This is a genomic window from Mesorhizobium neociceri (assembly GCF_013520985.1).
Classification (GTDB): domain Bacteria; phylum Pseudomonadota; class Alphaproteobacteria; order Rhizobiales; family Rhizobiaceae; genus Mesorhizobium; species Mesorhizobium neociceri.
In genome coordinates this window covers 54951-81049 of sequence record NZ_JACDTY010000013.1, presented here as the reverse complement: position 1 = coordinate 81049, position 26099 = coordinate 54951, and the positions used below count along the sequence as shown (strand labels likewise).

General features: G+C 60.7%; 34 protein-coding genes. 8 read left to right on the top strand and 26 right to left on the bottom strand.

Annotated elements, in window-relative coordinates; translation table 11 throughout:
• Positions 1-38 precede the first annotated feature (38 nt).
• Positions 39-1361, bottom strand: coding sequence for a serine hydroxymethyltransferase (locus tag H0241_RS23645; protein WP_181060247.1), 1323 nt, complete (start codon positions 1359-1361; stop codon positions 39-41).
• Positions 1362-1498: 137 nt separating this feature from the next.
• The gene (locus H0241_RS23640; RefSeq protein ID WP_181060246.1) at positions 1499-2398 is read right to left on the bottom strand and encodes a crotonase/enoyl-CoA hydratase family protein; all 900 of its coding nucleotides are present in this window, start codon (positions 2396-2398) and stop codon (positions 1499-1501) included.
• 83 nt (positions 2399-2481) lie between these two features.
• On the opposite strand from H0241_RS23640, the gene H0241_RS23635 reads away from it, so the two are divergent.
• Complete coding sequence (locus H0241_RS23635) at positions 2482-3072, top strand: TetR/AcrR family transcriptional regulator (RefSeq protein ID WP_181060245.1); 591 nt, start codon at positions 2482-2484, stop codon at positions 3070-3072.
• Here the strand turns inward: H0241_RS23635 and H0241_RS23630 are convergent.
• A complete protein-coding gene (locus H0241_RS23630) occupies positions 3069-4295 on the bottom strand; it encodes an anion transporter (protein ID WP_181060244.1) in 1227 nt (408 codons plus the stop codon). The two genes, H0241_RS23635 and H0241_RS23630, sit on opposite strands and share 4 nt — an antisense overlap.
• An 804-nt stretch (positions 4296-5099) precedes the next feature.
• Positions 5100-5336, bottom strand: coding sequence for a hypothetical protein (locus H0241_RS23625; RefSeq protein WP_181060243.1), 237 nt, complete (start codon positions 5334-5336; stop codon positions 5100-5102).
• 272 nt (positions 5337-5608) lie between these two features.
• On the opposite strand from H0241_RS23625, the gene H0241_RS23620 reads away from it, so the two are divergent.
• Positions 5609-5935: a hypothetical protein gene (locus tag H0241_RS23620; RefSeq protein WP_181060242.1), complete on the top strand. Its 327-nt coding sequence runs from the start codon at positions 5609-5611 to the stop codon at positions 5933-5935.
• Positions 5936-5957: 22 nt separating this feature from the next.
• Here the strand turns inward: H0241_RS23620 and H0241_RS23615 are convergent, their stop codons facing one another.
• A complete protein-coding gene (locus tag H0241_RS23615; RefSeq protein ID WP_328824796.1) occupies positions 5958-7382 on the bottom strand; it encodes a PAS domain S-box protein in 1425 nt (474 codons plus the stop codon).
• A gap of 264 nt (positions 7383-7646) precedes the next feature.
• Here H0241_RS23615 and H0241_RS23610 point away from each other — a divergent pair, with 264 nt between their 5' ends.
• The 5 genes from H0241_RS23610 (at position 7647) to H0241_RS23590 (ending at position 10234) form a co-directional block, all read left to right on the top strand.
• Positions 7647-7964, top strand: a complete 318-nt coding sequence (locus tag H0241_RS23610) for a hypothetical protein (RefSeq protein ID WP_181060241.1) — start codon at positions 7647-7649, stop codon at positions 7962-7964.
• 133 nt (positions 7965-8097) lie between these two features.
• Positions 8098-8265: a Thivi_2564 family membrane protein gene (locus H0241_RS23605; RefSeq protein ID WP_023694668.1), complete on the top strand. Its 168-nt coding sequence runs from the start codon at positions 8098-8100 to the stop codon at positions 8263-8265.
• Positions 8266-8365: 100 nt separating this feature from the next.
• Positions 8366-8572 (top strand): hypothetical protein, encoded by a 207-nt coding sequence (locus tag H0241_RS23600; RefSeq protein WP_328824795.1) that lies wholly within the window; start codon positions 8366-8368, stop codon positions 8570-8572.
• Between the two features lie 142 nt (positions 8573-8714).
• Positions 8715-9194 (top strand): GFA family protein, encoded by a 480-nt coding sequence (locus H0241_RS23595; protein WP_181060239.1) that lies wholly within the window; start codon positions 8715-8717, stop codon positions 9192-9194.
• A gap of 479 nt (positions 9195-9673) precedes the next feature.
• Positions 9674-10234, top strand: a complete 561-nt coding sequence (locus H0241_RS23590; protein ID WP_181060238.1) for a hypothetical protein — start codon at positions 9674-9676, stop codon at positions 10232-10234.
• On the opposite strand, the gene H0241_RS23585 is transcribed toward H0241_RS23590, so the two are convergent.
• The gene (locus H0241_RS23585; protein ID WP_181060237.1) at positions 10231-10500 is read right to left on the bottom strand and encodes a hypothetical protein; all 270 of its coding nucleotides are present in this window, start codon (positions 10498-10500) and stop codon (positions 10231-10233) included. The genes H0241_RS23590 and H0241_RS23585 overlap by 4 nt on opposite strands.
• A 168-nt stretch (positions 10501-10668) precedes the next feature.
• On the opposite strand from H0241_RS23585, the gene H0241_RS23580 reads away from it, so the two are divergent.
• The gene (locus H0241_RS23580) at positions 10669-10863 is read left to right on the top strand and encodes a hypothetical protein (RefSeq protein ID WP_112392710.1); all 195 of its coding nucleotides are present in this window, start codon (positions 10669-10671) and stop codon (positions 10861-10863) included.
• Positions 10864-10937: 74 nt separating this feature from the next.
• On the opposite strand, the gene waaF is transcribed toward H0241_RS23580, so the two are convergent.
• The 20 genes from waaF to H0241_RS23480 form a co-directional block, all read right to left on the bottom strand.
• Complete coding sequence (gene waaF, locus H0241_RS23575; RefSeq protein WP_181060236.1) at positions 10938-11960, bottom strand: lipopolysaccharide heptosyltransferase II; 1023 nt, start codon at positions 11958-11960, stop codon at positions 10938-10940.
• Positions 11957-12898 carry a glycosyltransferase gene (locus tag H0241_RS23570; protein ID WP_181060235.1) on the bottom strand — a complete coding sequence of 314 codons (942 nt, stop codon included), beginning with the start codon at positions 12896-12898 and terminating at the stop codon, positions 11957-11959. Before H0241_RS23570 ends, waaF begins: the two co-directional genes overlap by 4 nt.
• A 421-nt stretch (positions 12899-13319) precedes the next feature.
• On the bottom strand, positions 13320-13838 hold the full coding sequence (msrA, locus tag H0241_RS23565) for a peptide-methionine (S)-S-oxide reductase MsrA (RefSeq protein WP_181060234.1): 519 nt from the start codon (positions 13836-13838) through the stop codon (positions 13320-13322).
• 66 nt (positions 13839-13904) lie between these two features.
• A complete protein-coding gene (locus H0241_RS23560; RefSeq protein ID WP_181060344.1) occupies positions 13905-14228 on the bottom strand; it encodes a hypothetical protein in 324 nt (107 codons plus the stop codon).
• A complete protein-coding gene (locus tag H0241_RS23555; RefSeq protein ID WP_181060233.1) occupies positions 14228-14419 on the bottom strand; it encodes a hypothetical protein in 192 nt (63 codons plus the stop codon). Before H0241_RS23555 ends, H0241_RS23560 begins: the two co-directional genes overlap by 1 nt.
• On the bottom strand, positions 14404-14643 hold the full coding sequence (locus H0241_RS23550; RefSeq protein WP_181060232.1) for an ABC transporter permease: 240 nt from the start codon (positions 14641-14643) through the stop codon (positions 14404-14406). Before H0241_RS23550 ends, H0241_RS23555 begins: the two co-directional genes overlap by 16 nt.
• Before the next feature lie 96 nt (positions 14644-14739).
• A complete protein-coding gene (locus tag H0241_RS23545) occupies positions 14740-14943 on the bottom strand; it encodes a hypothetical protein (RefSeq protein WP_181060231.1) in 204 nt (67 codons plus the stop codon).
• On the bottom strand, positions 14940-15641 hold the full coding sequence (locus H0241_RS23540; RefSeq protein ID WP_181060230.1) for a glycoside hydrolase family 108 protein: 702 nt from the start codon (positions 15639-15641) through the stop codon (positions 14940-14942). The genes H0241_RS23545 and H0241_RS23540 overlap by 4 nt, the downstream gene beginning before the upstream one ends.
• Before the next feature lie 82 nt (positions 15642-15723).
• Positions 15724-16245 carry a GNAT family N-acetyltransferase gene (locus tag H0241_RS23535; protein ID WP_181060229.1) on the bottom strand — a complete coding sequence of 174 codons (522 nt, stop codon included), beginning with the start codon at positions 16243-16245 and terminating at the stop codon, positions 15724-15726.
• Between the two features lie 48 nt (positions 16246-16293).
• On the bottom strand, positions 16294-17193 hold the full coding sequence (locus tag H0241_RS23530; protein ID WP_181060228.1) for a hypothetical protein: 900 nt from the start codon (positions 17191-17193) through the stop codon (positions 16294-16296).
• A 1-nt stretch (position 17194) separates the two neighbouring features.
• Positions 17195-17635, bottom strand: a complete 441-nt coding sequence (locus H0241_RS23525; protein WP_181060227.1) for a hypothetical protein — start codon at positions 17633-17635, stop codon at positions 17195-17197.
• Positions 17636-17647: 12 nt separating this feature from the next.
• Positions 17648-19522: a hypothetical protein gene (locus H0241_RS23520; RefSeq protein ID WP_181060226.1), complete on the bottom strand. Its 1875-nt coding sequence runs from the start codon at positions 19520-19522 to the stop codon at positions 17648-17650.
• Positions 19523-19883: 361 nt separating this feature from the next.
• Positions 19884-20090: a hypothetical protein gene (locus H0241_RS23515; protein ID WP_181060225.1), complete on the bottom strand. Its 207-nt coding sequence runs from the start codon at positions 20088-20090 to the stop codon at positions 19884-19886.
• The gene (locus H0241_RS23510) at positions 20087-20482 is read right to left on the bottom strand and encodes an SMI1/KNR4 family protein (RefSeq protein WP_181060224.1); all 396 of its coding nucleotides are present in this window, start codon (positions 20480-20482) and stop codon (positions 20087-20089) included. Before H0241_RS23510 ends, H0241_RS23515 begins: the two co-directional genes overlap by 4 nt.
• A gap of 113 nt (positions 20483-20595) precedes the next feature.
• Positions 20596-20871: a hypothetical protein gene (locus H0241_RS23505; RefSeq protein WP_181060223.1), complete on the bottom strand. Its 276-nt coding sequence runs from the start codon at positions 20869-20871 to the stop codon at positions 20596-20598.
• Between the two features lie 143 nt (positions 20872-21014).
• Entirely contained in the window at positions 21015-21488 is a 474-nt protein-coding gene (locus H0241_RS23500) for a hypothetical protein (RefSeq protein ID WP_181060222.1), read from the bottom strand.
• Between the two features lie 48 nt (positions 21489-21536).
• Positions 21537-21821, bottom strand: a complete 285-nt coding sequence (locus H0241_RS23495; RefSeq protein ID WP_181060221.1) for a hypothetical protein — start codon at positions 21819-21821, stop codon at positions 21537-21539.
• Between the two features lie 72 nt (positions 21822-21893).
• The gene (locus H0241_RS23490) at positions 21894-22511 is read right to left on the bottom strand and encodes a T6SS immunity protein Tdi1 domain-containing protein (protein WP_181060220.1); all 618 of its coding nucleotides are present in this window, start codon (positions 22509-22511) and stop codon (positions 21894-21896) included.
• Positions 22511-25558 carry a lytic transglycosylase domain-containing protein gene (locus tag H0241_RS23485; protein ID WP_181060219.1) on the bottom strand — a complete coding sequence of 1016 codons (3048 nt, stop codon included), beginning with the start codon at positions 25556-25558 and terminating at the stop codon, positions 22511-22513. The genes H0241_RS23490 and H0241_RS23485 overlap by 1 nt, the downstream gene beginning before the upstream one ends.
• A complete protein-coding gene (locus H0241_RS23480) occupies positions 25559-26098 on the bottom strand; it encodes a glycoside hydrolase family protein (protein ID WP_181060218.1) in 540 nt (179 codons plus the stop codon). It abuts the gene before it with no gap.
• Position 26099: the final 1 nt, after the last annotated feature.

Below are 26099 nucleotides of genomic sequence, written 5' to 3'. Positions count from 1 at the left end.
TTTTTGAGAAAGCGGGCTTTGCCCGCGGGTTCAGGCGGTCAGTTCACGAAATGCATTTTCTGGAACCGGCGCCGGAATAGCGTCACATCGGCTGCGACCGCTTCGCTGGCGTCGTTGCCGCGCAGCCCCCTGGCGATGAGGGCGGCCAGTTCGGGCATATCGTCTTCGGTCATGCCCCAGCGCACGATCTCCGGCGTGCCGAAGCGCAGGCCGTTCATGTCGCCCTCGACCGCGTCGATTGGCAAGCCGATGCCGCAGGTCAGAATGTTGGCCCGCCGCAGTTTCTTTGCCGCCGCCTGGCCGCCGCCGAATTCGGCGGCCGCAATGGCGAACTGGTGCGAGGTCGTATGGCCCTTGCTCGTCGAGAAGACCGGCAGGCCGCGATCCGCGAGTTCGCTCGCCAATGCCTTGGCCGTCCCCGCCATAGTGGCCGCGTAAGCCTTGCCGTGGTCTTTCCAGTCGAGCAGCGTGATGGCCAAGGCAGCCGATTTGGCGGCATCGAAATTCGCCGTCATGCCGGGAAAGGCGATCCTGTCCAGCTTCTCGGCGACGTCGGCGTCGTTGGTCACGATCAGGCCCGAAGGCGGTCCGCCAAGGCTTTTATAGGTGCTCATCGTCATCAGATGGGCGCCCTCTTCCAGCGGCTGCTGCCAAGCGTGCCCGGCGATCATCCCACAAAGATGCGCCGCATCGAAGAGCACCAGCGCGCCGACCTCGTCGGCGATCGCGCGGATCTCGCGGATGGGATGCGGCAGAAGGTTGAGGCTGCTGCCGATCGTGATCATCTTCGGCCGGACCGAGCGGGCGAGCTCGCGCAGCTTTGCGACATCGACCGTATAGCCATCTGCATCGACGGGCGCGGCATGGATGTCTAGTCCATAGAGCCCGGCGCAGCCCGCCATGTGATGCGTGACATGGCCGCCAATGGCAGGCGAAGGCACAATGATCGCGTCCCCCGGCCGTGCTGCGACCATGAAGGCGTAGAGGTTGGCGATGGCGCCCGACGGCACGCGGATTTCGGCATATTTGGCGCCGAAGATTTCAGCCGCGAGCTCGGCCGCGATGACCTCGACCTGCTCGACGCCTTCCAGTCCCATCTCATATTTGTCGCCGGGATAACCGAGCGACGGGCGGGAACCGAGGCCGGACGCAAGCGCCGCCTCGGCCTTCGGATTCATCACATTGGTTGCCGGGTTGAGGTTGATGCAGTCGGCCTCATGGATCGACCGGTTGAGCGCGATGCCGCTCTCGATCACGCCAAGCACGGCCGCGCTCCGCTGTTCGCTTGTCGTCCTGGCGAGTTGCTGCGCGAAGTCGTCGCAATGCAAGGGAACCCAGGACCTGCGAGCAAGAGCGACCATTTCCGCCTCCGATCTGCCAACCGCCGATACCGGCATTGGATGAGGTATGGTGGCTTTGGCAGCTGGCCCGACGCAAACGAGTAGTTCTAGCGCCTAGGCTTAGAAAAACGAGGTCTATCGGTGCCCCGTTCGACCCGTCATCCCGATTTCGATCGCGGTGTAGATCGCTGCGGAGCGCCATCCTGCCCGGCGTGGTCGAGCCGCAGCGAAGCCGACCTTGCCTCGTCCGGCCGCGTGATATGGGTCCATGAGCCATCATAAGCGGGCCTGCGTCGTTCGATCCATGCGTCGAGCCCTTCGCGCAGGTCGGCGGTCGGCGCCATGCTGGCGAACTGCTCGGCCTCGACCAGCAACCCCTCCGCTATGTTGTGGTTGAGGCCGCGCGCCACTGCGGTGAGGATTGAGGCAATTGCCGCCGGGGAGTGCGCGACGATGCGTCGGGCGAGATCGAGCGCGGCCGGCATCAGATTCTCGTGCGACACCACCTGGTTGACGAGGCCGAGTTCGAGGGCGCGCGGCGGCGGGAACCAATCACCGGTCAACAGCAGTTCGAGCGCCCGCTTCCGCCCGGCCAGTCTCGGAAGCCGCTGCGTGCCGCCGAAAGTAGGCGGCATTGCGAGACTGATCTCAGGCTTGGCGAACAAGGCGCGGTCGCTGGCGATGGCGAGCGGCACTGCTTCGGTGATCTCGCAGCCGCCGCCGAAGGCGATACCGTTGACGGCGGCGATGACGGGTTTGCGAAACGCTTCCAGCCTTGCCGTCAGCCGCTGTCCGCGCATGACGAAGTCGCGCAGCGCGACATCGGCGCCGCGGGCCACACTGGCAGAGAATTCATGGATGTCGCCGCCGGCGGAGAAGGCGCGATCTCCTGCCCCGGTGAGGATGATGGCGCGGATGGCATCGTCTGTCTCGATCGCATCCAGGAGCACAAGCAGGCGATCGATCAGCGCATAGTTCAAGGCGTTGAGTTTTTCGGGGCGATTGAGTGTGAGGATGGCGATTCCGTTGCGGGCCTCGGTGAGCACAAGCTCGGTCATGTCTCTTCCCTTTCCTGCGTTTATCGTCGGAAAGGATCAGGCTTTCGATTGTATGTATATTCACTAGTCGGTATACTTGACGGATGAGCGAAGCACCGATCCCTACCCGCAAACGCATTGTCGATGCCGCGACGAAGCTGTTCTATGCCGAGGGGATCGGCCGCGTCAGCGTCGATGCGGTGGCTGAAAAAGCCGGGCTGACCAAGCGCACGCTCTACTATCACTTCAAGAGCAAGGACGATCTGATCGCCGCCTATCTCGACGGCCGCGACCAGCCGAACATCAGGCAGATGGCCGGCTGGTTCGATGCGGCCGAGGGCGATGTCGAGCGCAAGGTCGAGGCGATCTTCATCAATCTGGCGCGTGTGGCGCGGCATCCCAAATGGAAAGGCTGCGGCTTCCTGCGGACGGCAGCCGAACTCGCTTCGATGCCCGGACACCCGGCGGTCAAGGCGGGGTCACGGCACAAGAAGAATTTCGAGACCTGGCTGGCCAGTGAACTCTCCGGCCACGGCGTCGGCGAGCCGCAGACCTTGGCGCGCGAAATCGTGCTTTTGATGGACGGCGCCTTTTCGATCATGCTGATCCACCGCAACCCCGATTATGTCGAGGCGGCCGGACGTGCGGCTGCAACGCTGGTTCGGGCAAGGCTGGTCGAGGGGACTGCCCCCTAAAAGCCAGCCGCCAGCCAGGCCGTGCCGGCGGCAAGCGTCAGCAGCGTCAGCGGCAGACCGACCTTGAAGAAGGCCGAGAAGGATAGCTGCGTGCCGGCCGCCCGCGCCTGCTCTGCGACGATCAAATTAGCGACCGAGCCGAGCAAAGTGAAGTTGCCGGCCAGCGTCGAACTCATCGCCACCACCAGCCAGGCGCGCCCGGGGTTTTCAAGGCCAGATATGAACGGCCTCAACGCCAGCACCGCCGGAACATTGCTCATGATGTTGGAAAGCACAGCGGTAAAGCCGGACAGCCGCCAGACGTCGTCCAGTCCAAGGTTCTTGGCCGAGGCGATGATATCCGGCGTCAGCAGCGTCTTTTCAGCTCCGGCGACGACGATGAACAGGCCGGCGAACATGAACAGCAGCGGGCCGTCGATCTCGCGGTAGATGCGCGCCGGCTTGATGGCGCGGGTGACGAGCAGGATGGCGCCGCCGATCAGTGCTGCCTTGGCGACCGGAACGCCGGCGAAGAATGCGACCGCCAGGCCAATGCAGACAACCACTGCCTTCAGCACCTGCCCGGGCAGCATGCGGCCGCGATAGACTTCCGGGCTGAGCTCGGCACTGCGCGCGAATTCGGCCCGGTAGACGATGCGCACGATGACGATGACGGCGACGAGGCCGAACAGGGCAACCGGCGCAAGTGCTGCCGAAAAGGCCGGATAGGAAATTCCCGACAGCGCACCGATGACCATGTTCTGCGGGTTGCCGGTGATGGTAGCGACGCTGCCGCAATTGGACGCGGTGGCGGTAGCGATCAGATAGGGAATGGGATTGCGGTTGATGACACGGGTGACGTGGACGACGATCGGCGCCATCACCAGGCAGATCGCGTCGTTGACCAGAAACGCCGACAGGATGCCGGTCAGGAGCGTCACCATCACCAGAAGCATGAACGGCGCGTGCGCGTGCTCGATTGCGTAAGCGCCAAGCGCCCGGAAGGCGCCTGACACCTTCAGATGCGCCACCACGATCATCATGCCGAGCAGTAGCGTGATGGTGTCAAAATTGATGGCGCGATAGGCGTCTTCCATACTGAGCGCGCCGATAGCGATCATCGCCGCACCGCCGAGCAAGGCGATCCCTGCCCGGTCGAGACGCAGGCCCGGGATGCGGCCGATCGCGACGCCGGCATAGGTCAGGATGAGGATCAGCAATGCCGCCGCGCCCATCAATGTCATTGGCAGACCATCCCTGTTCAAACGAACCGACGCCGGAATGGATTGTTCCCGCTCAGCATCTGCCCCGCAGCTTTAACGCCGCTCCGGCAAAGCGAAAGCGCCTGTGACGATCCGGATGTGAAAATCGGTGGGCAAATCGCGGGCCGACCAACGCCGGGAGCGGCCGGAACATTATCCTGACACGGCCGAGATTGTGAATGAGACAAGCGCAGTGGCCTGCCGTGGCCTGACATTGCCGCTCGCGAAACTGCGCTGTTGCCAAGGTCGTGGTTCATATAATTAAATTCTAATTTAGGCTTTCCGGGTATGGATAGCTTAGCTGTATTTCGGCCTCGGGGTTTTCAGATGGTCCAGGTCCTTGAGAGGGAATGCCGTGTTTCGGAGAACGAGACCTTGCTGGCGCGCCCGTTGGAATGTCCGCGCTGCCAAGGAGCCCGCAAGGTCTTTGTTTGCGCCCGGTGGATGAGTTCGAACGGCCATTGCTGCCCCGGAGGAACGCACCGGCTCAGCTGCCCAGGCCACAGTGTCGTGTGCCTGGAGTGCGGCGGACGAGAATCTTGAGCTGATCTGAAAATGATGCCGACAAGATTGGTGTGAGACGTCCAGCATGTCCCGGTTCGACGTGCCGGTGCGCAAATGTCCCGGAAACGAAAAAAGCCCGCCCCGGCGGACCGGAGCGGGCTTGCAATCATAGCGGTAAGTATCCTGCCGAGCGGGCCGCATGCGTTTTCCCGCCACACGGTCGCACATAAATTGATAGCGGGCATTTCCAGACGAAGCGATTATTGGCCAGTCGCCGCCGAATTATTCGCCCGGCGATACGTCGCCATTCGCACTGCTGCTCAGAATTCCAAAGTCCTGAGACTTTGTTCCCTGGCCAGCTGTCAGAAATCCATCCGCGTCCAGGCCGCGCCGCAGCAGTTCCCGCACCGCCGCGGACCGGCTTGGCATGCGCCTTTCGAAGCGCCAGTTCTCCAAGGCAGCCAATTCCTCAGCTGTCAGCATGATCTGCAGTCGCTCGGGTCGTTCCAGTTCGGCCATTTGCGCCTCCAACCGCCAGGACCAAAAATACGACGAGTTAGTATGTATCTCAATAACAGTATAGTTAGGAGTCTCAGCGTTTCGCGTCAAGGGCTGTCGATAGGTAAGTCACATACAAGACCAACGATGCGGATGAAGCGTCGATTGCACAACTCACGCCATCTACTAACTAATTGATTTATTTGATAATATTTCAGATTCTTCTTGCCATCCGGAAACCGCTGGCGCATCTTGTTCACAAGGGACGAACCGCTCCTGAAAGGGAGGTTTCCATGCGCTACGGATATTCGGCTCGGCTACGAGAGGATCTCAATTCCCGGGTCCTGGCGGCCCTACGCTCCCACGGAATGGTCAATATCGCCCTGGTTGCCGAGGAGGTGCGATTGGCTAACCTGGACGAGAACATCGCCCTTGAAGACGTCGAGCGGCTTGTGATGCAGACAGCCCAACTCTACGGCGCGGTGATGGAATTGGATGGCCTGATCGCCGTTGAGGCAGGAAGATTGACTTCGCTTGCCGACAATCAGCACGAAATGCTTGGCATTGACAGTTTCGACACCATAGGTGGCCAAACCGCGCGCCCTCCCCTGCAGGGATAGTCCCGGGAGGACGCTATCCGCTTCACGTCCCTTCAATCGACTCGAAATCCGCGAAAGAGGCCTGGACGGAGCGCAGCGGCGCTTGGAGCGTCCAGACGACGCCTTGTTCCCCAAATTCCAGTTGTCCGGTGCCGCTAAGCGCTTGTGGCGCAACCCGCTTGAGCACGACGGAGCCAAAACCGCGGTGCATGGTCCCGCTGATGCCCGGCCCATCCAACTCCCGCCAGGTCAAGCGAAAGGCGTCGGTGCGGTCGGTTGCCGGGGCCGTATCCCATTCGATTTCGACTCGTCCGCCGTGACGCGACAGCGCTCCATACTTTGCCGAATTGGTGGCCAGTTCGTGGAAGGCGATGCCGAGATATTGCACGGCATTTGGTTGAAGTATGATCACCGGCCCGGCCACCGACAGACGGTCCTGCGCTGCAAAGGCTTTGAGTTGCGCCTTGATCAGGTCGCCAATGGTCGCACCGCGCCACTCGGCATCGACCAGGAGATCGTGGGATTGCGAAAGCGCCGAGATGCGCTCTCGCACCTGTTCGAGGAATGTCGCTGGCGTGCCCGCCGATCTGCTGGTTTCGCGGATCATCGAGATGATGACCGAATATTGGTTCTTCACCCGATGGTTGACTTCGCGCATGAGCAGACGGATGCGTCGCTCGCTCTCCTTGTGGGGGCTGATGTCGCGCGCGATCTTGGAAGCGCCGACGATCCGCCCGATGCCATCGCGGATCGGTGAGACGGTCAGCGAGACCGGGACGAGGCTGCCGTCCTTGCGCAGGCGCATGGTTTCGTATGACGGCACACGCTCGCCGGCGCGTATTCGCGAGATGATCGAGGCCTCCTCGCCGAGGCGCTCGGGTGGAATAAGCATCGTTACCGGTCGGCCCACTGCCTCGGCGGGTGTGTAGCCGAACAAATGTTCGGCTGCATCGTTCCAACTGGTGATGATGCCGTTGATGTCTTTCGAAACGATCGCGTCCATGGACGATTCGACAATTGCAGCAAGTCGCATTCGCGCCTCGTCGGCCTGCGTCTGCGTGCGCAGGTCAAGCAGCGTGTTGATGGCGCCGAGAATTTCGCCCGACTTGTCGCGAAGCAGGCGTGGGTGAGCTCTGAACGGAACAAGTTCGCCGTCCGGTCGCTCGGCAATCGCCTGATCCCACGGGATATCGCGTCCTTCAAGCATGGAGATCGCCATTGGGCACTCGCCATGCGCCATCGGCCGGCCGTCGAGATGGCGCAGCTTCCAGCAGCCGCACCAAAGGTCTCGGCCTATTACCGGACGGTGCCCCCACAGATCAGCCGCTGCCTCGTTGAAGAATGTGATGCGACCCTGTTTGTCGACTGTGTAGACGGCAACGGGCAACGCCTCCATCACATGGGCAGAGGAGATTCCTGGAATTCCAGGCTCCAGCTGTCGGACGACATCAGCATATTCCCCTGCCACGAATTCCCCTACCGCTCCATTTTTGCAGCTCGCTGCGGTAGCTGAAATGCACGTGCGAGCTTTCGGTTCCCGTCGCACCCTTTGTGCGACGGTTGTTCTCCCGACGAGAAAGGCTATTCCCTACGCGGGACGCCGATCCTGGGGCTTGCGCAAATGCCAACAAAGCGAAGCGCAACTCAGGTCATTTTTGCCGGAACCTTCGCCAACCCGAGCGGTTCTCCCCTTAGTCGCAGCGCGACGAATTTCGACAAATGGAGAAAGACCATGTTCATGAAAATCCTTGCGGCTTCAGCCCTTACGATCGGTCTGGCGACCTCGGCGATGGCGCAGAGCACGGGTGGTACGAACGCTGGCAGCGACAAGACCGGCAGCGGCAAGTCCGTTGTCGTAACGCCCAATCCGGCCGATCCCAATGCTGTTGACCCGAGCGCTACCTACAGCACGGACGGCACCAATGGTGCGATGAATTCGAACGCGGATGAAAACTGCGCCGCCAGCCCGCAGGGCGCTCAGCCGGATGCGAGCACGAAGTCGCCTGGAACCGTGTCGCCAACGGTGAACGACAACCACTGCGGCAAGTAAGCTGCGATTGCCGACCGCAGTTTCGCGGCCTTGCTGTTAACCGGTCAGCTTCGCACCGACAGGAACCAATCAACGGCCGGAGCGTTTGCCGCTGCGTACCTTTTTTCAGACCTAGCCAAACGGAGTGAGGGACATGGCTTCATCGGTACTTATCGGCATCCTGATCACCTTTCTGGTGATCATCCTGGTGCTCTATCTCGTCCAGCGCCTGCCTCTCGACGGTCGTACGAGACAGATCGCGCAGATCGTCGTCATCATTATCGGCATCATTTCGCTGCTGAAATATCTAGCGGTGTTCTAGTATAAGGACCGCTATGAGATTCCACAGGCTCGCATGGATCGTCGGAACAGCGTTGGTTGCAGTAACAACCACGGCCTACGCTCGTCCGGACACGCGCAGGATGACCTGCGAGGAGACACAGCGCCTGATCCAGAGCCATCGCTCGGCCGTGCTGACGACAGGCCGAAACACTTACGATCGCTACGTTCGTCAATTTGGCAATGACTGCGACTGGCCGGATGTGCCGGTCGCCGACACGGTTCCAACACGTGATGGACAATGCCGCGTCTATTGGTGCCGGGAGCCGGTGTTCGACCTCCCGAACTGACAGAACCAACTGGGGTGCTGACGGCGCCAGCAAATGCACTCCGCGCGACGACGTGGAACCCTTGCGCTTCGCGTGAATTGATTCTGCGCATGGCGCTGCGAGGCGTTAGCGGTGTGATGCCCAACAAGACGGAGGAGCGGTCATGGCCAATGATACAAGGCGAAGCGGCAGCTGCCTTTGCGGCGGCATCCAGTTTTCGGTGACGGGAGATCCCTATCGGGTTGGCCTCTGCCATTGCAAGGACTGCCGCAAGGCGAGCGGGTCGACTTTTTCGGCATTCGCGGTGTGGCCGCTCGAGGCGTTTGAAACGGCGGGTATCGTCAGTACCTATGGCGACAGAAGCTTTTGTCCAACCTGTGGCGGCCGGGTCCCTTTGGTTCGTGAGAATGAGGTGGAGGTGACGATTGGCAGCCTCGATGAGGTCCCCACCGAAGGATTGGAGCCCAGCTATGAACTCTGGGTCAACCGCCGTGAACACTGGTTACAGCCTTTGCCCGGTGCCCGGCAGTTCGAGCATGACCGTGTGGATGACGGGGCGAAAAATGATGGCCTGACAGCCGATCTGATTTCTGAAGGGGCCGAGACACAGTCGAGCAACTTGCCGCGACGCAAGTCGGCATAGTGCAAGCGCTGCGGACGGCCTTGGCCAGTCGAAGGCTGGAATTCGTTTCCTGAACACCGCCCGATGCGACAAGGCCGGTTTCGACAACATTTCACCAGGCGGAAGCCAAACGCAAAAAAAGCCCGCCTTGGCGTTAAGCCGAAGGCGGGCGGTAGATTGTCTGGCTTGTGCTGCCGGTTGCCACGGAACCATGGTTGCCCCATGCCTAACTCGAGGCTCGGTGTCTTTTGTAGCCGGCGATCGATTTACCACGGCGGCTGTGGGTAGCTGGAATTCGTCTTGCGGTTGCAGAGCGGTGCTGGTTTTGTTTAAAAACGAGAGCTTAAGACCACGTAATATCGTTACGTCAACTATGCTGTCCAAGTATGTTTTGGCGTGACATAAGGAAATCTTGCCGCCTCGTACAAAAGGACAAGTTTGTTTATTTCCTTTTTTGCCACATAGTGTAGCGAATCTTGAAGCCGAATGGGGCGGTTTTCATGCAGCTAGCGCTTAGGCAGGGTCGCGGTCCGCACGTGCAATATCCACCGATTGATGGGTTCTGGACCTGGGACATCAAGCGCAACCGTGTTTACGGCGATGCCAATCTTTCCGACTATTTCGGGCTGACGCTCGAAGAGTTCTCGCATGGCGTATCCATGGAAAGATGCATGCAGAGCATCGACGCCGAAGATCGGCTCCGGGTGCATACCGCGATCCGCAAGGCGGTGGAGCGGAGAGCGGGGTTCAGGGAAATCTATCACGTCCGCTCAGACAAGATGGGGATTCGCAGGATCCTGGCGGTTGGCCAATGCTGTGTAGACGGTCAGGGAGAAGCAGCCTTGTACCCCGGCTGGTTCATCGATCTGACCCACAACATCGATTCGGGGGAGACAGCGCTTCGCGAGGTCCGCCGCCATATCGAGCAGGCCAAGGAGATTTCACAATCGATGGGGCAGGACCTGCTGTTCTACCTTCTCGAAAATGCCCAGGAAGAGGCGCAGCAACGCCTTGACGGCAGGGTGATGAGGCGCAAATCGGCTTGGAGCAGATCTTGTTAGCTTTTGCGGGAAACCTTGCCGCGGCCGCGGAGTTCAGCCGTCACCATGCGGGCAAAATGGTTTTGAGGCGAGCGGCGCTCCAGCAGGCTGGCGCGCTCAAGAGCAGCGTCGCCGTAAAACGCGACCAACACCGTCGCGGCGCTGGCGGCGTCGACCCTGAGCCGGCCAAGATCGGCGTGACCGTCCCGACTGGACGATACGCTGCCGGCAATGACATCCAGCATGGCCTGCAACTTGTCGGGGAAACTGCCCTCGTCTTCGTGCATCGTCGCGGTCCGATTGGCGGCGTAAAATATCGACATTTTCGCAAAAAATGCAATAGGGTCGTTGATCAAGCGCTAATACAACCTGATACAGCTCCAACGTGAGCTTCACCGCAATCTTCATGCAAGCATAGTCAGCGCAAAGTTCATGCGCAGACATTGGGGGCACCGATGGACCAGCCGAGCAAGATGGAGAACCTGCAGTTCGCGCAAGGGATACTGCGGGAACTTCGGCAGAAAGCCGAAGCCGACGGCGAGAAGCTTCTGACCTATCTCATCGATATGGCTTACCTTGAAGCCAGCGATCGCATTCGCGCGCATTGGGTCGGCAACCACGAGCCCGAAAGCCGCAGGGCCAAGGGGTAAAGCCGAAACGGAGCGATGGCGGCGCGCTCATCGGCGCGTTTTGGATCAGGCGCCCGAGGCCGTCCAGACCACCGTCAGCTGTGAATACCGGCTGAAAGGCCAGCCAGCGCCTCCCTCACCCGGGTTTCGCTGATCCCGCGCGTATCCTTGACCCAGCTGGGCGTTGAGAGCGGCGGCTCGATAAAGCGAACATGGTTGTTTACGGGACCGTGGACGTAGGGGCGATTTAGCCCGTAGATGAGCGCACATGGGACGTTCAGGGCAGCGGCAGCGTGGGAAATGCCGCCGTCAACGCCGAGGAACATGGTCGACGCAGCGATCTGGCACATCGCGTCAGCAATCGACGGGGTCGAGGTGAAGTCGATTGCCTCAGGAATGGCGGCGCGGATTTTTGCGGCGCCGGCGCGCTCGCGCGGTCCGCCGACAATCCAGATTGCCCAGCCGCGATCACGATGGTCCCGGGCGACCGAAATGAAGCGCTCGATGGGCCACGAGCGGAAATTCTCGATGTCGGCCGTATAGAGCGCCAGCGCCGGCTGGCCGGCATCGATCTTCTGGCGCTGGCGCCATTCGTCCAGCTCGACCGGATCGACCACAAGCCGGGGCGCGGGCCATTCCGTGCTCGCAGCCGGCTTGTCGCCAAGAGAGGCTATCGAGCAGACCTCCTCGAAGAGTCGCGTCTTGCGCGGGCCGAAAGCCCACAGATGTGCCAACCAGCCGACGGGGAAGCGATTGAGGAGGCCGAATTGCAACTCCTGCGGATAGCCGATGCGCTCCTCAATGCCGGCCATGAACGCCATCAGCGCCGCCTTGGTGCTGCTGGTCATCAGATAGGCCGTGCGATAGTTCTCCTTGCGCAGCTCGCGGACGAGGCGGCCGCGCTCCGCAAAACCGGGCCGCTGATGACGCTTGGCAAGCGCCCAACCTTTCCGGACATGCGGCATCAGGCGCGCCAGCGGCGCGGCGACCGGCGAGGTGACGACATCTATGGGGCGACCAGGAAATCGCTCGGCAATGATCTGGATGGCGGAGTGGCAACGGACGAAGTCGCCGACTGCCGGAAAGCCGACGAAGAGGATTGGATCGGTGGTCGTCAAGGAAGCGCTTCGCCGTCAAGGATGCGGGCATAGAGATCCAGATAGCTACGCGCCGCTTTCTGGATCGGAAATCGCGTCGCGGCCGATTCGCGGCATTGCTGAGGCGTAAGGTCGGCGACCGCTTCGAACGCGGCCGCAAATTCATCATCGGTTTCAAAGAAGCGTCCGCTGTCGGCATCGACGGTTTCGGGCAACGCGCCTCGCGGAGTCGTCAGCACCGGAGTGCCGCACAGCATGGCTTCGACCGGTGCGTTGCCGAACGGCTCCTCCCAGGCGATCGGGTTGAGGAAGGCTCGCGCTTCGCCGAGAAGGCGAAGCTTGGGCTCGCCGTCAACGATGCCGTGGAAATGGTATCGGCTGCCAAGGCTCTTGAAAAACAAACCTTCGCGGCGGGTCTGGCTTCGGCCCAGCAGCTTCCAACGCGAACCACCGGCGATATCGAGACCGAAGTCGAACTTTTTGGCGAGATCGACGGCGCGGTTGAGGCCTTTGCTCGATCGCGCAATGCCGGCGAGAAACAGCAGGCGGTCGCCCTTTGCCGCCGACAAACGATAGTCGTCTACCGGAAAGCCATTGTAGACAAAGGTTTTGCGGCCATGCTGGTGGGCATGATTGGCGCTGATAAAGCTCCAGTTCGCAACCGGCATGGGCTGATCCGGCATAAAGCCGCGCTGGGTATTCAGCGTTGGAAATGGCACCTCGACGGGCCAGCTGTGTGTGTGGACGATTTGCGTGTCGTGCGGAATGGCCGCCCGGCATTCGGCATCGGTCGAAGCGTGCCGTACTTCGAAGAGCGAGTGGCTGGAACCAGGACCGGCGATCACCACGACATGATGGCCGAGACGAACCAGTTCCGTTGCCAGCCATTCGACCTGACGCTGAATCCCGCCGTAACCCCGACAGGGGATTACGCCCTTCAAAACGAGCGTCACCCGCATTGACCTGCCTCACAATCCGCTCAAAGACGGTTCAGTTGCGTCACGGGCTGGGCATTGTCAAGGTCGCGCCGGAATCGCGAAAAGCCGCGCCCGCTGTCAGCATTGCGCCCTTATCACCGGGTTACGGAATCGTTAATCAGCACTTGCTACTATGCCCAATGACCAAGAATCTCGGCAATGCATCCAGGAGCATCCCCAGGCAACAGCCTAAGAACTCCGCTCTTGGTCGGCTGGCGCCTGCCCTGTTTCCCCTCGTGGTCGTTGCGCTTGGATACATGATCGGCCGGCAATTCTTCGGCTTCTAGGCGAGCCTCTCCGGATGCGCTCGCGGTGGAAACGCCACGAACAAACGCAAAAAACGCCACACCCTTTCGGGTGCGGCGTTCTGAACCGATACCGGTATCGGCCGGTTATGACTGTGTTACGAAACGGCCTTTTCGCGGACCGGAAGCTTCCAGCCTGGCCTGACAAAATGGCAGGTGTAGCCGTTGGGATATTTCTCGAGATAGTCCTGATGCTCGGGCTCCGCTTCCCAGAAATCACCGACCGGAGCCAGCTCGGTGACGACCTTGCCCGGCCATAGCCCGGAAGCATTGACATCGGCAATGGTGTCTTCGGCGACGCGCTTCTGCTCGTCACTGGTATAGAAGATCGCCGAGCGGTAGCTCATTCCGACATCGTTGCCCTGGCGGTTCCTGGTGGTCGGATCATGGATCTGGAAAAAGGATTCGAGCAGCGTGCGAAAGCTGATCCTGGCCGGATCGAAAATGATCTCGATGGCTTCGGCATGGGTGCCATGGTTGCGGTAGGTGGCATTGGGCACATCGCCGCCGCTGTAGCCGACGCGGGTCGAGATCACGCCGGGATAGCGCCGGATCAGATCCTGCATGCCCCAGAAACAGCCGCCGGCAAGGACTGCACGTTCGGTGGACGTCGCCATATGATACCTCCTTTGGATTGCTCCTTAAGTAGGCATTGTTGCTGGCTTCTTCCAGCACCTCAAGCATCACTCGTTGCCGGCTGGGCCGAACCGCCGCACGATCACCTCGAAGACGATGTCGGAAATCCACATGGCCGAGACGCCGATCAGGAAGGCGGCGGCGAGCGTCGTAGTGTCGTCGGCCGAATTTGGAATAGGCATGCCTGTCGCCTTGAACCAGGCGACGGCGGGCAGCGTCAGATAGGCCGCAGCCAGCGCCCCACAGATCGGCGAAGCGATCATTTCGCGCAGCTTGTAGCGATGGCGCGACAGCGCCCGCAGCACGCCGCCGGCCAGTCCGGCGGCGACGACGGGCCCCTTGATGCCAAGCATATCGAAAAGGTCGTGCATCATGGCCTCCATCCGCAAAGCTTTTGTCCCTTGCGGTTGTGCGCCAAGAGCGCCCGCGCCTCGGCGTCCGAGAGCGCATCGACGGCTTTGGATGACAGGCGCAGCGGGCTCGAGACCGTGCAGAAGCCGCCAGAAGCAGTCGTACAGCCGGCCAGCGCCACAAGCAGCGCAAGCATCAGTCCCTTGCCCATGATTTCAGCTCCTTTCGAACAGCGTCCGCCGGCAATGCGCCGATATCGTTCTGTACCTTGTCGGCAACAGCGCGCGCCGCGGCTTCAGCGGCCGCCTGTTTGGTGCGTTCGGCCCTGGCCCCGGCCAGGCGCTGGTGAAAGCCCCAGCAAAGGGCGGCGATGACGGATGCGAAGAAGCCCAGCAGCGCTTTGTTGCCGAGCAGGAAGGCGAGAAGCGCGCTCACAGCAGCCACCCGGCGATCAGCCCTGCCGCAAAGCCGATGGCATAGGGTTTGGCGGCTTCGAGATAGGCGATGAGCAGTTGTTGCAGCCCTTCCATGTCAGTGCTCCCAGTCGAATTTGCGGGAAAGCCAGTGCCAGGTCTCGGCGACCGAGGCGATGGCAAGACCGGCGGCGATCTCCAGACCGGCCTCAATGTCGGGGTCGGAAGAAAATGCCGCCGCGTCGTCGGCGCCGAGCAGGCCACGCGCGACCAGAACGCCTGCGCCGTAACGCAGGCCGATGCGGATGAAGACGGCGATCATGTCGAACTCCTTGCGAGAATGGATTTCAGGATCTGAAGCAGCGTGTGCCAGAACGGCAGGCGTTCGACGGGAGGCGCAATGGGAGCCTCGGAGGGGGCAGGCGATGGCGTGGTGCCGGGTGCGGGGGACGGCTCGAGCGGATGTCGTGAGCCCGATGAATCCGACGAAGGTGCCGGGGCGGGCTGAGGGGCAGACATCAACAGCGCCTGGGAACGGACCGACCGGACGCGGTCGCTCCAGCCCTTGCCGAAAACCGGCCAGGTCGGCAGCCGCCGCAGGAATGCCAGGCGAGCGTCGCAGAGGTCGTCGATGACGGCACCCGATGGCCTGGCGCCGACAGCCCTGAGCGTGGCCGGGCCGATCCTGCCGTCCTGCGCCGCGCCCACCGCCGCCTGCAGATATTTCGCAGCCCTGCCCGGCCCGCTGTTCACAGCGAAGTCGAACACGGCATAGTCGACGCCGCCGGGAAGTTCCGCGCCGGCCACGGCGTCCCAATAGAAACGGCGATAGACCGTCGCCACCTGCTCGCCGCTAATCTCTCGCAGATCGGCCTTGCTGGCATCCGCCTTCACATAGCGGCGGAAGTTGACCAGCGTCACGCCCTTCATGGTGGCGCCGCCCGGATCGGCCGGATTGTCGGACCAGCCACCTTCCGATTTGAGGACGAGCGCAAGCGCCCGCGCGAAATTGCGGTCCATGGATGCTCCTTTCCGCCCTCGAGGACAGTTGGTGGAGAGTTATGTGGATGGTAGGAGCGACCTCGGCCTCAGGCCGGAAGTGTCATGCTTGCCTTCGCGGCAAAGCCCAGAGCGTGAACACTGCGCGCTCTAAGAGACGACCCGTGGCGCCAAAGTCAATTCCAGCTATTCGCTTTCGCAACCGGATCGCCGTGGCCCCGTCAGAGTAATATCCAGGTCGCTCACCGGCCCGCCGAAAGCCAGCCTTCCAATAAAACTGGAGCGCCCGAAGATTGTCGGCCCGTACTTCCATTTGCAGCAGCCGATATCCTCGACGTGCCGCCTCGTGCTCGGCCGCCGCCAGCAGCCGCGTGCCGAAACCCTTCGCGCGCGCGGTCTCCGAAACCGCGATAGTGGCAAGATGTACCGTTGGCTTTCCAGGGCGGAAACGGATTACGCAAAACCCAGCCACATCTTCATTGAAAACAACAACGATGACTTTGCCATCTGCGATGTAGCGATCAAGTTTCGCTCGACCGAGCCAATCGGTCTTGAAAGCCGTTGCCTCTATACTGACAACGGCGTCAAGATCGCTACTTTCCGCAGCTCGGATAATCACGCCCACTCTCTTCTAGCCCACTCCCACCGTTTAGTATGCTCCCAGCAGGCTCGTCTAGATAGTTGTGAAACGCCGCTTGAGTGCTAAGCGCAGCGCGTCAAATTCTGCCTGTGACAGCATCTTGTTGAACATGACAAAGCCGTAGAACCTCCGCCCGCTACCCCAGCTTATGCCCATCGTCGCAGTGGCGGAGGCATTCGAAGTGGATGGCGTCCAGCTGGGTGAGGTGTACGTGTTGGTCTCATAGGTTCCGTTCACGTACCCTACGAATGTCCGGCTGGTGTTGGATGTATGCGTGTAGCCAACTCCAACCATCAGCATGGTGTTGGTGGCCATGGGTGAGCCGCTAGTTAGCACGTTGGTCCCGACACTGGCAGACCCATTGCCGATGGTGAAACCCGGCCGGTTTGCCGTCGTATAGACACTTATGCCAACCGCCGTGTTGTTGGATGCGAACGCACCGGATTGAGTGACAAGAGTAGGACCGTAAGCTGACGTAAAATACTCCACAAAGACAATGGACCATGCCGCACTAGCTATATGCAGCCCGTTGAACCAACTATCGTTGGCGGATGCTTTGGTGAGCCCATCTCCGCCGTCAGACGAAAAGTAGGTATTGGCATCCTCTGACCCAATAGTCCCGTTGAACGCCGGGTCCGCCGCGTCACTTCCTGAGCCAGATCCGAGGTAGAAGTCCCTGCCGTTCCCGCTGATGTCCTTGAGCGTTTGGGTTGAGCCCTGTGGCCAGCTAGTGGCCGCGCCGGGATCAAGGCAAAGCTGTAAGTTGGGCAGTAACCCTACCGACGTGACCATGCTCCGCAACGACTTCGATTGCGATGCGGGCAGAGGCGCGAAGCCGGGCAGAGCGGCCCGCTTGATATCTGATGCGCAGCGAATGATCGCCGGCTGAGGCGGGAGCCAAAGCCTGGAAACTGGAGGCAGATCGATCGGCATTTCAGATCTCTAAGCCGAGAACAGACTTAAGCTCGCTCAATGACAGGTTGTAGCTTAACAACATCGCCGTCGCCTTCTCATCAGCTGTTGGAGGCGGCGGCGGTGGCGGCACGTCCTCTGTCTCAAAGACTTGCCGGATATGCCCCTCCGCCTCGACATAGGACGGTGCACCGACTGTTTGCTCGCCCTCAGGAACCTCGAAGGGCAGGGCGATGTCGCCACCGGTCGCCTGCACCTCTTCCAGTGTCCAGATGCCTTGGTCGTACAATCCGCGCAGGCTGTCACCGTTCATCTGGATTTCGACGGGATACGGATCGCAGGGTGTATCAACCTGACGGCCATCGCCATAGACGGCGGTATAGGTGCTGACCATCTGGGTGACGATGGACGAGCCGTGCCACTCCTGCCAGACGTCATCGATCTTTCGAACGAGAATAGACATTGCAAAGCTCCTTTAGGTGCGGATCACGCCGGTGATGACGAGACGGCTGGTTGTATCGACGAAGCCGACGAGAAAGACGGTTTCGCTCGTGGTGACGGTAATCGGAAAGGCTTCGACGCCGGTGGCAACGACAAAGTTTGCGCTGACGGTCAACGTTCGTGACGATGTCACCGCCGTGACTTTCAGCACAAAGCCAAAGAGCTGATTGGCATTCGTCGGGTTGCCAAGGGTGGCGTTGGTGGACAGCGCCACCGAGCCATTGTTCCCGAGCGACATATCCCAAGCCACTGTCGTGCCCGACGTCAGCGTCTGGTATGCGACGGTCGATTTGAGCGCCGCCGCCGTCAACAGCTTGCTCGCGGTCCCCAACTGGAATTCGCTATTCGAGGCGATGGCGGCAGAAGCGACCATGGCATAGGTGAGCATGCCGGCCGGTACCATGCCAGCAGTCAACTGGCCGAAGCCCAGCGCTGAGGAAGCTCGCCGCAGCAAAGTGTCATCCGAGCCGGCGATGATGTCTGCGCGAGCGCCTGAAGAGTTGGAAGCTCGACCGAGCAATGTAAGCGCCGCCGCATCGACCAGCGTGTTGAGTGCGGTGCTGTTGGTTGGAGGACCGAAGGTGCCGGTGAAGGATGCGTTCGCCTTCGGCGCAAGGCTCGACACCGCAACCCCACTGTCCTTCCCCACCTTGCCCGTCGTGCCGGCGAAAGTGACAATGTTGTCGATCACCGAAGACGCGGGCCCCGTGAAATCTCCCGCCCCTGTCCCGTCGGCGCCCTTGTCGCCGGCGCGGTCGAACATCAGCCAGATGCCGTTGGCCGTCGTCGGCAAAGTTCCGGCGCCGCTGACATAGGTGAGCGTCAGCTTGCGGTAGCCTGTGCCATCCACCACCGCGCCGCTGACATTGTAGACATATGAGATGGCGGCGGAGGCTTTCGAGCGCAGGGTCAGCTGGCCCTTGATGAGATTGGTACTGTCGTCGAAAGCATCGAGGATACCGCTCACCGTGGCGCCGCCGGCATCGAGATTGTCGATATAGGCCGCGGTCGCCGAGGCGGCGCTCACATTGTTCAGCCGCAAGGTGCCGTTGCCCGGATCGGCGTCGGCCGTGGTCGTGGAAAAGGTATAGCCGAGTGCGGCCACCGAGGTTGACGCCGCCGTTGCGCTGGTTGCGGCATTGGTGGCAGAGGTCGCGGCATTGGTGGCCGAGGTGGAGGCCGCGCTGGCCGAGCCCGAGGCAGCACTCGCCGAACCGGCTGCAGCTGTGGCCGAGTTGCCGGCGTTGGTCGCGCTGGTCGCCGCGCCCGATGCCGAGCCGGAAGCCGCCGTCGCCGAATTGCCGGCATTGGTGGCGCTGGTCGCGGCCGTCGTGGCGGAGCCCGCCGCTGCCGTGGCCGAGCCGGAAGCGGCGGTGGCCGACGTGCCGGCGTTGGTGGCGCTGGTAGCGGCAGCGTTCTTGGAGGTCAACGCCGCAGCGGCGCTGGCCGCCGCCGCGCTGGCCGCGTCCACTGCATCGCCCAACGTGTCCTCCGAAAGGTAAAAGGCGATCGTGATCGCGTCGGTGCCGATCACCGGGTCGAGCGTTTCGAAGACATAGACGAAGTCGGCCGAGACGGCGCCCTGCTGCACATGCACGGTGGTGCCCTTCTGCAAGGTGCGGGCCGAGCGGGCATCGGCGGCGCGAAACCACGCGCCTTCGCTGGCGGTGTAGATACCGTTGTCGCGGGCATCGGCCTGGTTCTTGACCAGCACACGGTCGCCGATCTCGGCCGGCACACCGTCGATGGTCTGCAGGCCGTAAAGGGTGATGTTGCCGGTCGTCGCCAGGCGAACGGGTTCGCGTTCGCCGGTCAACAAGCGAACGGCGGCAGTTGCAGGTCGGGCCATAAGGCTTGCTCCATGAAAAAAGCCCCGCGAAAGCGAGGCTTGAAGGTTTTGGGTCAGTTGGCGGACTGGCTAAATGGAATGATCGTCCGATCCGTTCCGGATTTCTCTTCCTCCTAAGCCGAGGCTTCGGGCTCCCGCTCGGCTTGAGCCGACGTGACCTTGATACATTTGGGTATTTATAGGTCATTTATTGGGTAGAAGCGTTAACGAGCGGGCAGGTCGATGATTACCGAAAAACTATCGAATTACGGTGACAGTGCACTCTTCTCCATTTGTCAGGTTGAGAGGTTCCGCTCTGCCTCACACCAGGGTGCGGCCACTAAAAGTGCACTGTCACCGTAATCGCAGTGCTCCTTGCACCCTATTCCCCGTTTCGTGCCGCCTTTTCCAGTGCCGCCTTACGCTGAATTTCGATAGTTCGATTCCAGAAGCGCACCGCTTCAAAATGCTCTTGTCTGGTCAACCAGATCTTGTTCTCCAAACTAACTGGATCGCCGCCAACCGCAATCGGTTTGATCTCGAACAGTTCCATGCCCTTGGAGCGCGAATCTGTATCTTGGACTTTCATTTCAAGTCCTTCAGCGTACTAAATAGACCGGCGAGGTCTCGCGCTATCGCGTCGGCGGATTGCCGTTCCATAGGTATAAACGGGATGCGCACGATTGGCATTTCCACATCGTTGGTGTCGAAGCCATAGGCTTCCCCTCCTCCGTTCGATGCGAACAAGAGGATGCCTGGTGCGTATTTTTCAACCTCATATTCTCGATTGAATTCTACCAACTCTTCGGCTTTGAAAAGAATTATATAGCTGTCGCCGATGAAGCCTTCACCTCCATTATGCTTCCTAAGGAAATTGGTGTAATCCTTGGGCAGCGTCACTCCCAGGTTTGCGGACAGGCCATCGACAACTGCGGCTTCAGCCGGTGGATCGAAACGTCCCTCAATTAGACTATATTCCACTGCTATTCTCCTATGTCTTTCGAATTACGGAGACAGTGCACTCTTCTCCATTTGTCAGGTTCAGAGGTTCCGCTCTGCCTCACACCAGGGTGCGGGCTACTAAAAGTGCACTGTCACCGTAATCGGGGCTGTCGCTGGTGGAATTCCTCGGAGGTGGTCACTTCCGCCTCGGCAAATTTCGCACCAGAAATGCCAATTTTGAGCAACCCTCGCTTGGCTTCGTCGGTCACGAGGAAACAGGGAAAGGTGGTCACGATAGAGTCACCAAACCATCCCTCCACCTGATAGACAAGTTTGCTCACGACAGGCGGATGAACGCTTCTATCCATGACGGTGCCACGACCTATTCCGCCCGCGGCGTCTGGTTCAATTTCAAAGTATCTCGTCATTCACCTACCGGAGGTCAAATAAGGAAATTGTTGGTACCTTGGCACAAGTTGCATCACCCGGGTTCTTGGGCGTGATCACTGGCAAAGCTTTGCCCGGTCTGGCTGATATATTGTTTATCAAATCCATCGCACGCTTCTTGGCATCACCCTTGAAGCAGCGGCAGAATCCTCTCATCGAGGAACTTGAGGCGGCCAGCCAACATCTCGGCGTTGGCGGGAGTGGCATCGACATTGACTGGAATCAATTTCGCCACGAACTTTCCCTGACGCGCGGCCTCAACCCAGTCTTCAAGCGCACCGATGTAGCCATCCAGAGCCTCGAACGGGGTCCTGGTGTCGTCGGCCGGGATATATGTCAGCGGCACGTCGCCGACGATCACCCAAATCCATCCAGGTATGTCCGGCCTCCCAGGCTCGATCTCGAACAGAAAGATGTAGATGATGCCTTCGGCGCCGTAGCCGAGATACTCGCCCTTGATGGACAAAACCCAATCGAAGAATTCGAGGTGTTCGCGAGCCTCAACGCGGGCAGAGTCAAGTTCGCTTTCACCCGTGCTGACATTCACCGGCGGCAATCGCACGACACTCGCGAGGTCTGGTTTGGCTTCGTTGGCCAACAGCCAACTCCCGTGAAACAGTGCTTGAAGGTCAGCAGCCGCGCGCCGTCAGATCGCAGGCTTGCTCAGCTGGCGACGGGCGCGAACGAAATCTACAATGAGCCAGATCAGTTGGGCAACGATGTAGACGGTGCTGTAGGACCAGTTCGGAGCCCCAGTATCCGAGTGGCCGTAAGCGGAGGCGGTACAGCTGAGCCCTCCCGAAATGACGTGCACCAGCAAGAGGCGCAAAAGGCCGCCGTTCCAGCGCTTAGTGATCCACAGCAGCAAGCGGCTCACAAGAAATGTCGGAACCAGCGCACCGAAAAGTGCCGCAGCATAACCTGCACCCATGTAACCCCCTAGCAGCACGCTGCGCTATTTAGTGACTTCCATCACTCGCGTAAGTAGATCGGCCGGCGCTTCTCAGCCACCCCTGAGATTTACCGGCGTCCCCGGCGGAAGCCCTTTCACCTTGGCGATGACCTGGCCCATAATGTGCCAGTAGACTTCCAGATCCGTCAATTCCTGGTTTGAGATGTCATCCTCTCCCCCAAGGAATAGCGGTTTCTTATAGCCAATGCACTGATCAAAGGCAGGCTGCGCGCCGCCAGCCGGAAGCCAGTCCTCGACGTATATGTTGGCCGTCAGCGCAGCATCGGGATTTTCAATGAGCAGCGCATCGTGGAACGATTCGATATTCGCAGGAACCTCAAGTATTTCGGCTGTCCCGGGCTCAAACATGAGAACACCGGGTTGCCCTTCCTCCAACCGCTGCGTGTCGAGCGCAAACGCGGTGCCCTGCCAGTCATAACCAAAGCACCTGATCCGCCCGGCGGCCTCGGGAAAACCGAGGTTGACCCTCGCGTTCCAGGCTGGGAGGTCCTGTGCCCTGATGATGCGATACATGCCTTGCTTAAATGAAGCACCGCCGAAGCTGGTGAGCAATTCATTCAGCCCCGATATGCCCGAATCCGGAAGAGGATTTCCGTCCGTCGGCACCCTGCTTTCGATGGGGAAATTTTGTTGGAATGTCTCGAACATCAGCGCTCTCCAATCGTGACTTTATTTATGGCAGTTCCAATAGGTAAGTCTTTTATTTGATTCCATATCTGCGCACCCAGACTTCGATTGACGCTCGAATCCAATACGGCAAAATTGGATAAGACATGAGCCCCTCCCAATTGCAGGTCAATGACATGGTCAATGTCGTTGCCGAATGGGATTAAAGAACCTGCCTTCTTAAAGATTTTTCTGGCGGATTTCCCTATGCGAACCGCACGGCTAACCACAGTGGCAGCTTCCGTCAACATCTTCACTTTGATATCTGCAGCCGCCCGCTGTGCCGCGTTCCAATGAGGCATATAGGTAAGATGCAGGTCGTGGCCAGCGGAGGCCCCATTGGTTGTAGCAAGGCCCGGCACCGGGCTAGTTGGGTCCCCCGCTGGTGAACTTGAACTAGCCTCTAGGGTCGGAGGATCTGAAGTAAGCTCCGTCGCTGTTCGGTCACCAATTGGTTCGCGAGAAAACGAACGTCGCTTTATCCACTCTGCGGCTTGGCGATAAACGGCACCAAGGCCTTCTCCAACAACGTTGCTACCAGCCCCTCCAAGGAAACCGAAAGCTGTTCCAGTTCCGATGGATTCGTCACGGCCGGCGGCTTCCACGGCGCCATACCCAGCCCCCTCAGCGGCCACAAGGCCAGTGCGGGCAAGGAGGCCAGACAACCCCTTCATAGTGGCCGTGCCGAGCCTACCGCTGAGGGTGATGCCGGCCTCTCCGAGACCCCGGCCGGTCAGATAGGCGCCAACCAACTCCGCCGCGGTACCCGCCGACCCAGCTCGATCCCGCGCATTTTGTGTCCAGGCACGCTCAGACGCGAGTTCTTCCTCGTAGCTGCTCCCCGAGATTAGCGAGTTCATCGTAGCGGCGAATTTGTCCGCGTATCCAAATGTCATCCCGTCCGCCATCAGACGAACGGTGTCATCGAGCGCTACCAGTGGCTTCAAAGGCAGCGGTAGGGCATCAAAAGCCGCCAGATTTCGGCTCACACGCTCCTCTGCCGATATCGGAGCTGAATTGTTTGCGATGCTTCGCCCTATTCGAGACTGGTTCTCGCCGGTCAGTTGAAGCGCCATGGCTGCCTGAACACCCGGATCCGAGGTGCCTGCGAACAGATCGCGCAGGATCACGTCTCGTTCGCGTTGTGGCACCCTGTCATCGTTCAAGGTGTCGACCAGGTCTTTGACGACAGACATTGGCAGCGGCTGGATCTTCTTGATCCCAAGCTGCAACTGCACCGCGACAGAGCGGGCCACCGCCTTCTGATAAGCAGCTGGATCGTAACTGTCCTTGCTCGATATCGCGTTCCAGTCGGCATCCGATGCCTGGTCGATTTTGCGGACAAAATCGGCGGGATCGGCGGCGCGAGCCTGCAAAACCTGCCTGGCTGCGGACGTGGTTATCTCAAACTGCGCCTGATCCTGCTCCGGGGTCGCACTGCCTGGCTTGGGCCTGGCCGCGAGCACTTTCGTCTCGATGGCGTCCTCAGGCATTCTGACCATCTCGAATGCCTGAGTGCCAGCCTTGAACGTGCGATCGACCCCAAGAGACTGCTTTCCACCCTCCTCGACACCATAGACCGCAGTGAGGTCTTCATCGTCCGGCTTCTTTCCTGAATAGGAGCCGGTATACATGAGGGCGCTCGGCGCATTCTGGTAGGCGAGTTGGACATTGGTGCGCGCGTCGAAGAGCTGCTCCGTCATCGCGACCTGGGCCTTCTGGCCAAGATCCTGCAGATCATTCGGTGGCAGGTCAGCAATCCATGGAGCCGCCGCCCAGACGAGCTCGCCGTCGGCTTGCCTGGAGGCCTGCGTCGTTTTTACGTTCGACGTCGGTTTGCCGACGGTGTCACCCTGTGCCGAGGCGCCCATTTTGCTGTCGGACCATGCGCGGGTGTCGGCGACGGTCTTGCCGGCGAGGAAAGGATTGGCGCGCACTGCGTCCTGGCCGACAACGCTGGCGATCGGGACCCCCGGATCGGCCTTCAGCACACTCACGGCGCCAGCCGAGCCGAGGAAATGCGCGAGATAGAGGTTACCCGGTGTGGTCGGAATTCCACGGTTGGTCAGGTACTCGGCATTGTCGCGCGTCAGTGCAGCCGTCATCTGCCTGCCAAGCTCAGCGTCGCCTTTCAGCGCGATAATCTCGGATGCACTTTTGCCAGCAGCGATGTCGGGGCGGTGCGAGCGAACAGTCTGCACCCATGTCGAGTCGAGGAACTGCCCGACGCCTGAAGCGGACGAATTGGGATTTTTTTCCGCGGCATTGCCGCCACTTTCGACACCGATGATCTTGTCCACGACCGTATCGACGGCAGGTTTCGCACCCGTCACCGCACCCAGCATCTCGGCAGCGCGCTTCGGGTTCTGAGCGATTATCGCCTGGACGAGCGCCTTCGCCGTGTTGGTGCGCCAGGCGGCTTCGGCGGCTTGCCTGGCAAGCGGGTTGCCGATCTTGGCGATCAGGTCGAAGCCGCTCTGCCGGATCGCCTCGAAATTTGCGGTGTCGTTCGGGTCGCTCTGTGCGATGGCGCTGGTGGACATGTTGTCGACCTTGGTCCACTCGGCCATCTCGTAGTCGTCGCGTTTCGCCTGCTGCCGCCGCGCCATGCGCAGCGAACCCGCAGCGCGCAGCGCTTCCTTCTGCTTGGCAAAGTTGGCGCGCTTGCTCTCGGGCATGTTGGGCAAGGCATTGCCGAACAGCGTGTCGAACAGGCCGGGCTTGACCACCTTGCCGGTGTGCGGGTCGACCTGCCCGTACATGGCATCATGCAGACCGCTGCCATCGGCCGAGGCGTTCGCCGTCACCTGGTCTTCCGCCTGTGCAATCTGGCCGTCGAACCGGCGGCGTGCGAGGTCGGCGTCGAACGCCTCCTGCCGCTCTTTCATCTGCCGGTAGTGCTCGGCGAGAGCGGAAAGCTCGTCGCCAAAACCCTGCATCGCCCTGCCGACGGGAGATCCCTCGGGATAGGAAACGACATTGCCGGTATCGAGCCGGCGCTGGGCAAGTTGGAGAGGTATGGTCGCCATTTAATTGTTCCCCGCCCACGGCGCCCTGAGCGGCGAACTGCCGAAGATCACGGAGCGCGTCGGCACCGTGCTGGCGGCCATGCTCGACGTTGGGCTTTTCGTCGGGTCGTAGAGCCCGGAGAGACCCGACACGAGGCTGCTGCCGGCCTTGAAGATCGACGCCGTCACCGCCTGCTTGCCGGAGAAGCGTGAGATGGCGGCCTGGGTGTTCAGATTGTTCTGGCGCAGTTGCGATCCGTACTGGATCGTCTTGAGGTCGAGCTGGCCTTGCCTGGCATTCGCCGCCAGCACCTCGGTCGGCGAGCCGGCAATGCCGACGCCGGACGCGCCGGCCTGGGCGCGCGCCTGCGCCTGCAGCAGATCCTGCTTGCGGCGCTCCTGGCCCTGTTCGAAGGCAGCACTTTGCGCATCGGCCTGCGCCTGCTGTTCATAGGCCTTGGCCTGATAGTCGGCCATCTGCTTCGACTGCTGGCCCTCGACCAGCGCGCCGCCGACGGACAAAGCGGTCCCTGCCAGTCCGAGAAGAGCAAGTGTGCACATG

What these genes read in the sequence shown, in the direction of transcription:
- H0241_RS23645 (WP_181060247.1), bottom strand. Translation starts at nt 1,361, where the DNA reads ATGGTCGCTCTTGCTCGCAGGTCCTGGGTTCCCTTGCATTGCGACGAC.
- H0241_RS23630 (WP_181060244.1), bottom strand. Translation starts at nt 4,295, where the DNA reads ATGACATTGATGGGCGCGGCGGCATTGCTGATCCTCATCCTGACCTAT.
- msrA (WP_181060234.1), bottom strand. Translation starts at nt 13,838, where the DNA reads ATGGCGACGTCCACCGAACGTGCAGTCCTTGCCGGCGGCTGTTTCTGG.
- H0241_RS23480 (WP_181060218.1), bottom strand. Translation starts at nt 26,098, where the DNA reads ATGTGCACACTTGCTCTTCTCGGACTGGCAGGGACCGCTTTGTCCGTC.
- H0241_RS23585 (WP_181060237.1), bottom strand. Translation starts at nt 10,500, where the DNA reads ATGCACGAAGACGAGGGCAGTTTCCCCGACAAGTTGCAGGCCATGCTG.
- H0241_RS23515 (WP_181060225.1), bottom strand. Translation starts at nt 20,090, where the DNA reads ATGAAAGTCCAAGATACAGATTCGCGCTCCAAGGGCATGGAACTGTTC.
- H0241_RS23620 (WP_181060242.1), top strand. Translation starts at nt 5,609, where the DNA reads ATGCGCTACGGATATTCGGCTCGGCTACGAGAGGATCTCAATTCCCGG.
- H0241_RS23525 (WP_181060227.1), bottom strand. Translation starts at nt 17,635, where the DNA reads ATGTCTATTCTCGTTCGAAAGATCGATGACGTCTGGCAGGAGTGGCAC.
- H0241_RS23485 (WP_181060219.1), bottom strand. Translation starts at nt 25,558, where the DNA reads ATGGCGACCATACCTCTCCAACTTGCCCAGCGCCGGCTCGATACCGGC.
- H0241_RS23505 (WP_181060223.1), bottom strand. Translation starts at nt 20,871, where the DNA reads ATGACGAGATACTTTGAAATTGAACCAGACGCCGCGGGCGGAATAGGT.
- H0241_RS23490 (WP_181060220.1), bottom strand. Translation starts at nt 22,511, where the DNA reads ATGTTCGAGACATTCCAACAAAATTTCCCCATCGAAAGCAGGGTGCCG.
- H0241_RS23545 (WP_181060231.1), bottom strand. Translation starts at nt 14,943, where the DNA reads ATGATCGCCGTCTTCATCCGCATCGGCCTGCGTTACGGCGCAGGCGTT.
- H0241_RS23590 (WP_181060238.1), top strand. Translation starts at nt 9,674, where the DNA reads ATGCAGCTAGCGCTTAGGCAGGGTCGCGGTCCGCACGTGCAATATCCA.
- H0241_RS23635 (WP_181060245.1), top strand. Translation starts at nt 2,482, where the DNA reads ATGAGCGAAGCACCGATCCCTACCCGCAAACGCATTGTCGATGCCGCG.
- H0241_RS23610 (WP_181060241.1), top strand. Translation starts at nt 7,647, where the DNA reads ATGTTCATGAAAATCCTTGCGGCTTCAGCCCTTACGATCGGTCTGGCG.
- H0241_RS23530 (WP_181060228.1), bottom strand. Translation starts at nt 17,193, where the DNA reads ATGCCGATCGATCTGCCTCCAGTTTCCAGGCTTTGGCTCCCGCCTCAG.
- H0241_RS23625 (WP_181060243.1), bottom strand. Translation starts at nt 5,336, where the DNA reads ATGGCCGAACTGGAACGACCCGAGCGACTGCAGATCATGCTGACAGCT.
- H0241_RS23540 (WP_181060230.1), bottom strand. Translation starts at nt 15,641, where the DNA reads ATGGACCGCAATTTCGCGCGGGCGCTTGCGCTCGTCCTCAAATCGGAA.
- H0241_RS23520 (WP_181060226.1), bottom strand. Translation starts at nt 19,522, where the DNA reads ATGGCCCGACCTGCAACTGCCGCCGTTCGCTTGTTGACCGGCGAACGC.
- H0241_RS23600 (WP_328824795.1), top strand. Translation starts at nt 8,366, where the DNA reads ATGACCTGCGAGGAGACACAGCGCCTGATCCAGAGCCATCGCTCGGCC.
- H0241_RS23570 (WP_181060235.1), bottom strand. Translation starts at nt 12,898, where the DNA reads ATGCGGGTGACGCTCGTTTTGAAGGGCGTAATCCCCTGTCGGGGTTAC.
- H0241_RS23580 (WP_112392710.1), top strand. Translation starts at nt 10,669, where the DNA reads ATGGACCAGCCGAGCAAGATGGAGAACCTGCAGTTCGCGCAAGGGATA.
- H0241_RS23555 (WP_181060233.1), bottom strand. Translation starts at nt 14,419, where the DNA reads ATGGGCAAGGGACTGATGCTTGCGCTGCTTGTGGCGCTGGCCGGCTGT.
- H0241_RS23640 (WP_181060246.1), bottom strand. Translation starts at nt 2,398, where the DNA reads ATGACCGAGCTTGTGCTCACCGAGGCCCGCAACGGAATCGCCATCCTC.
- H0241_RS23595 (WP_181060239.1), top strand. Translation starts at nt 8,715, where the DNA reads ATGGCCAATGATACAAGGCGAAGCGGCAGCTGCCTTTGCGGCGGCATC.
- H0241_RS23560 (WP_181060344.1), bottom strand. Translation starts at nt 14,228, where the DNA reads ATGCACGACCTTTTCGATATGCTTGGCATCAAGGGGCCCGTCGTCGCC.
- H0241_RS23605 (WP_023694668.1), top strand. Translation starts at nt 8,098, where the DNA reads ATGGCTTCATCGGTACTTATCGGCATCCTGATCACCTTTCTGGTGATC.
- H0241_RS23495 (WP_181060221.1), bottom strand. Translation starts at nt 21,821, where the DNA reads ATGGGTGCAGGTTATGCTGCGGCACTTTTCGGTGCGCTGGTTCCGACA.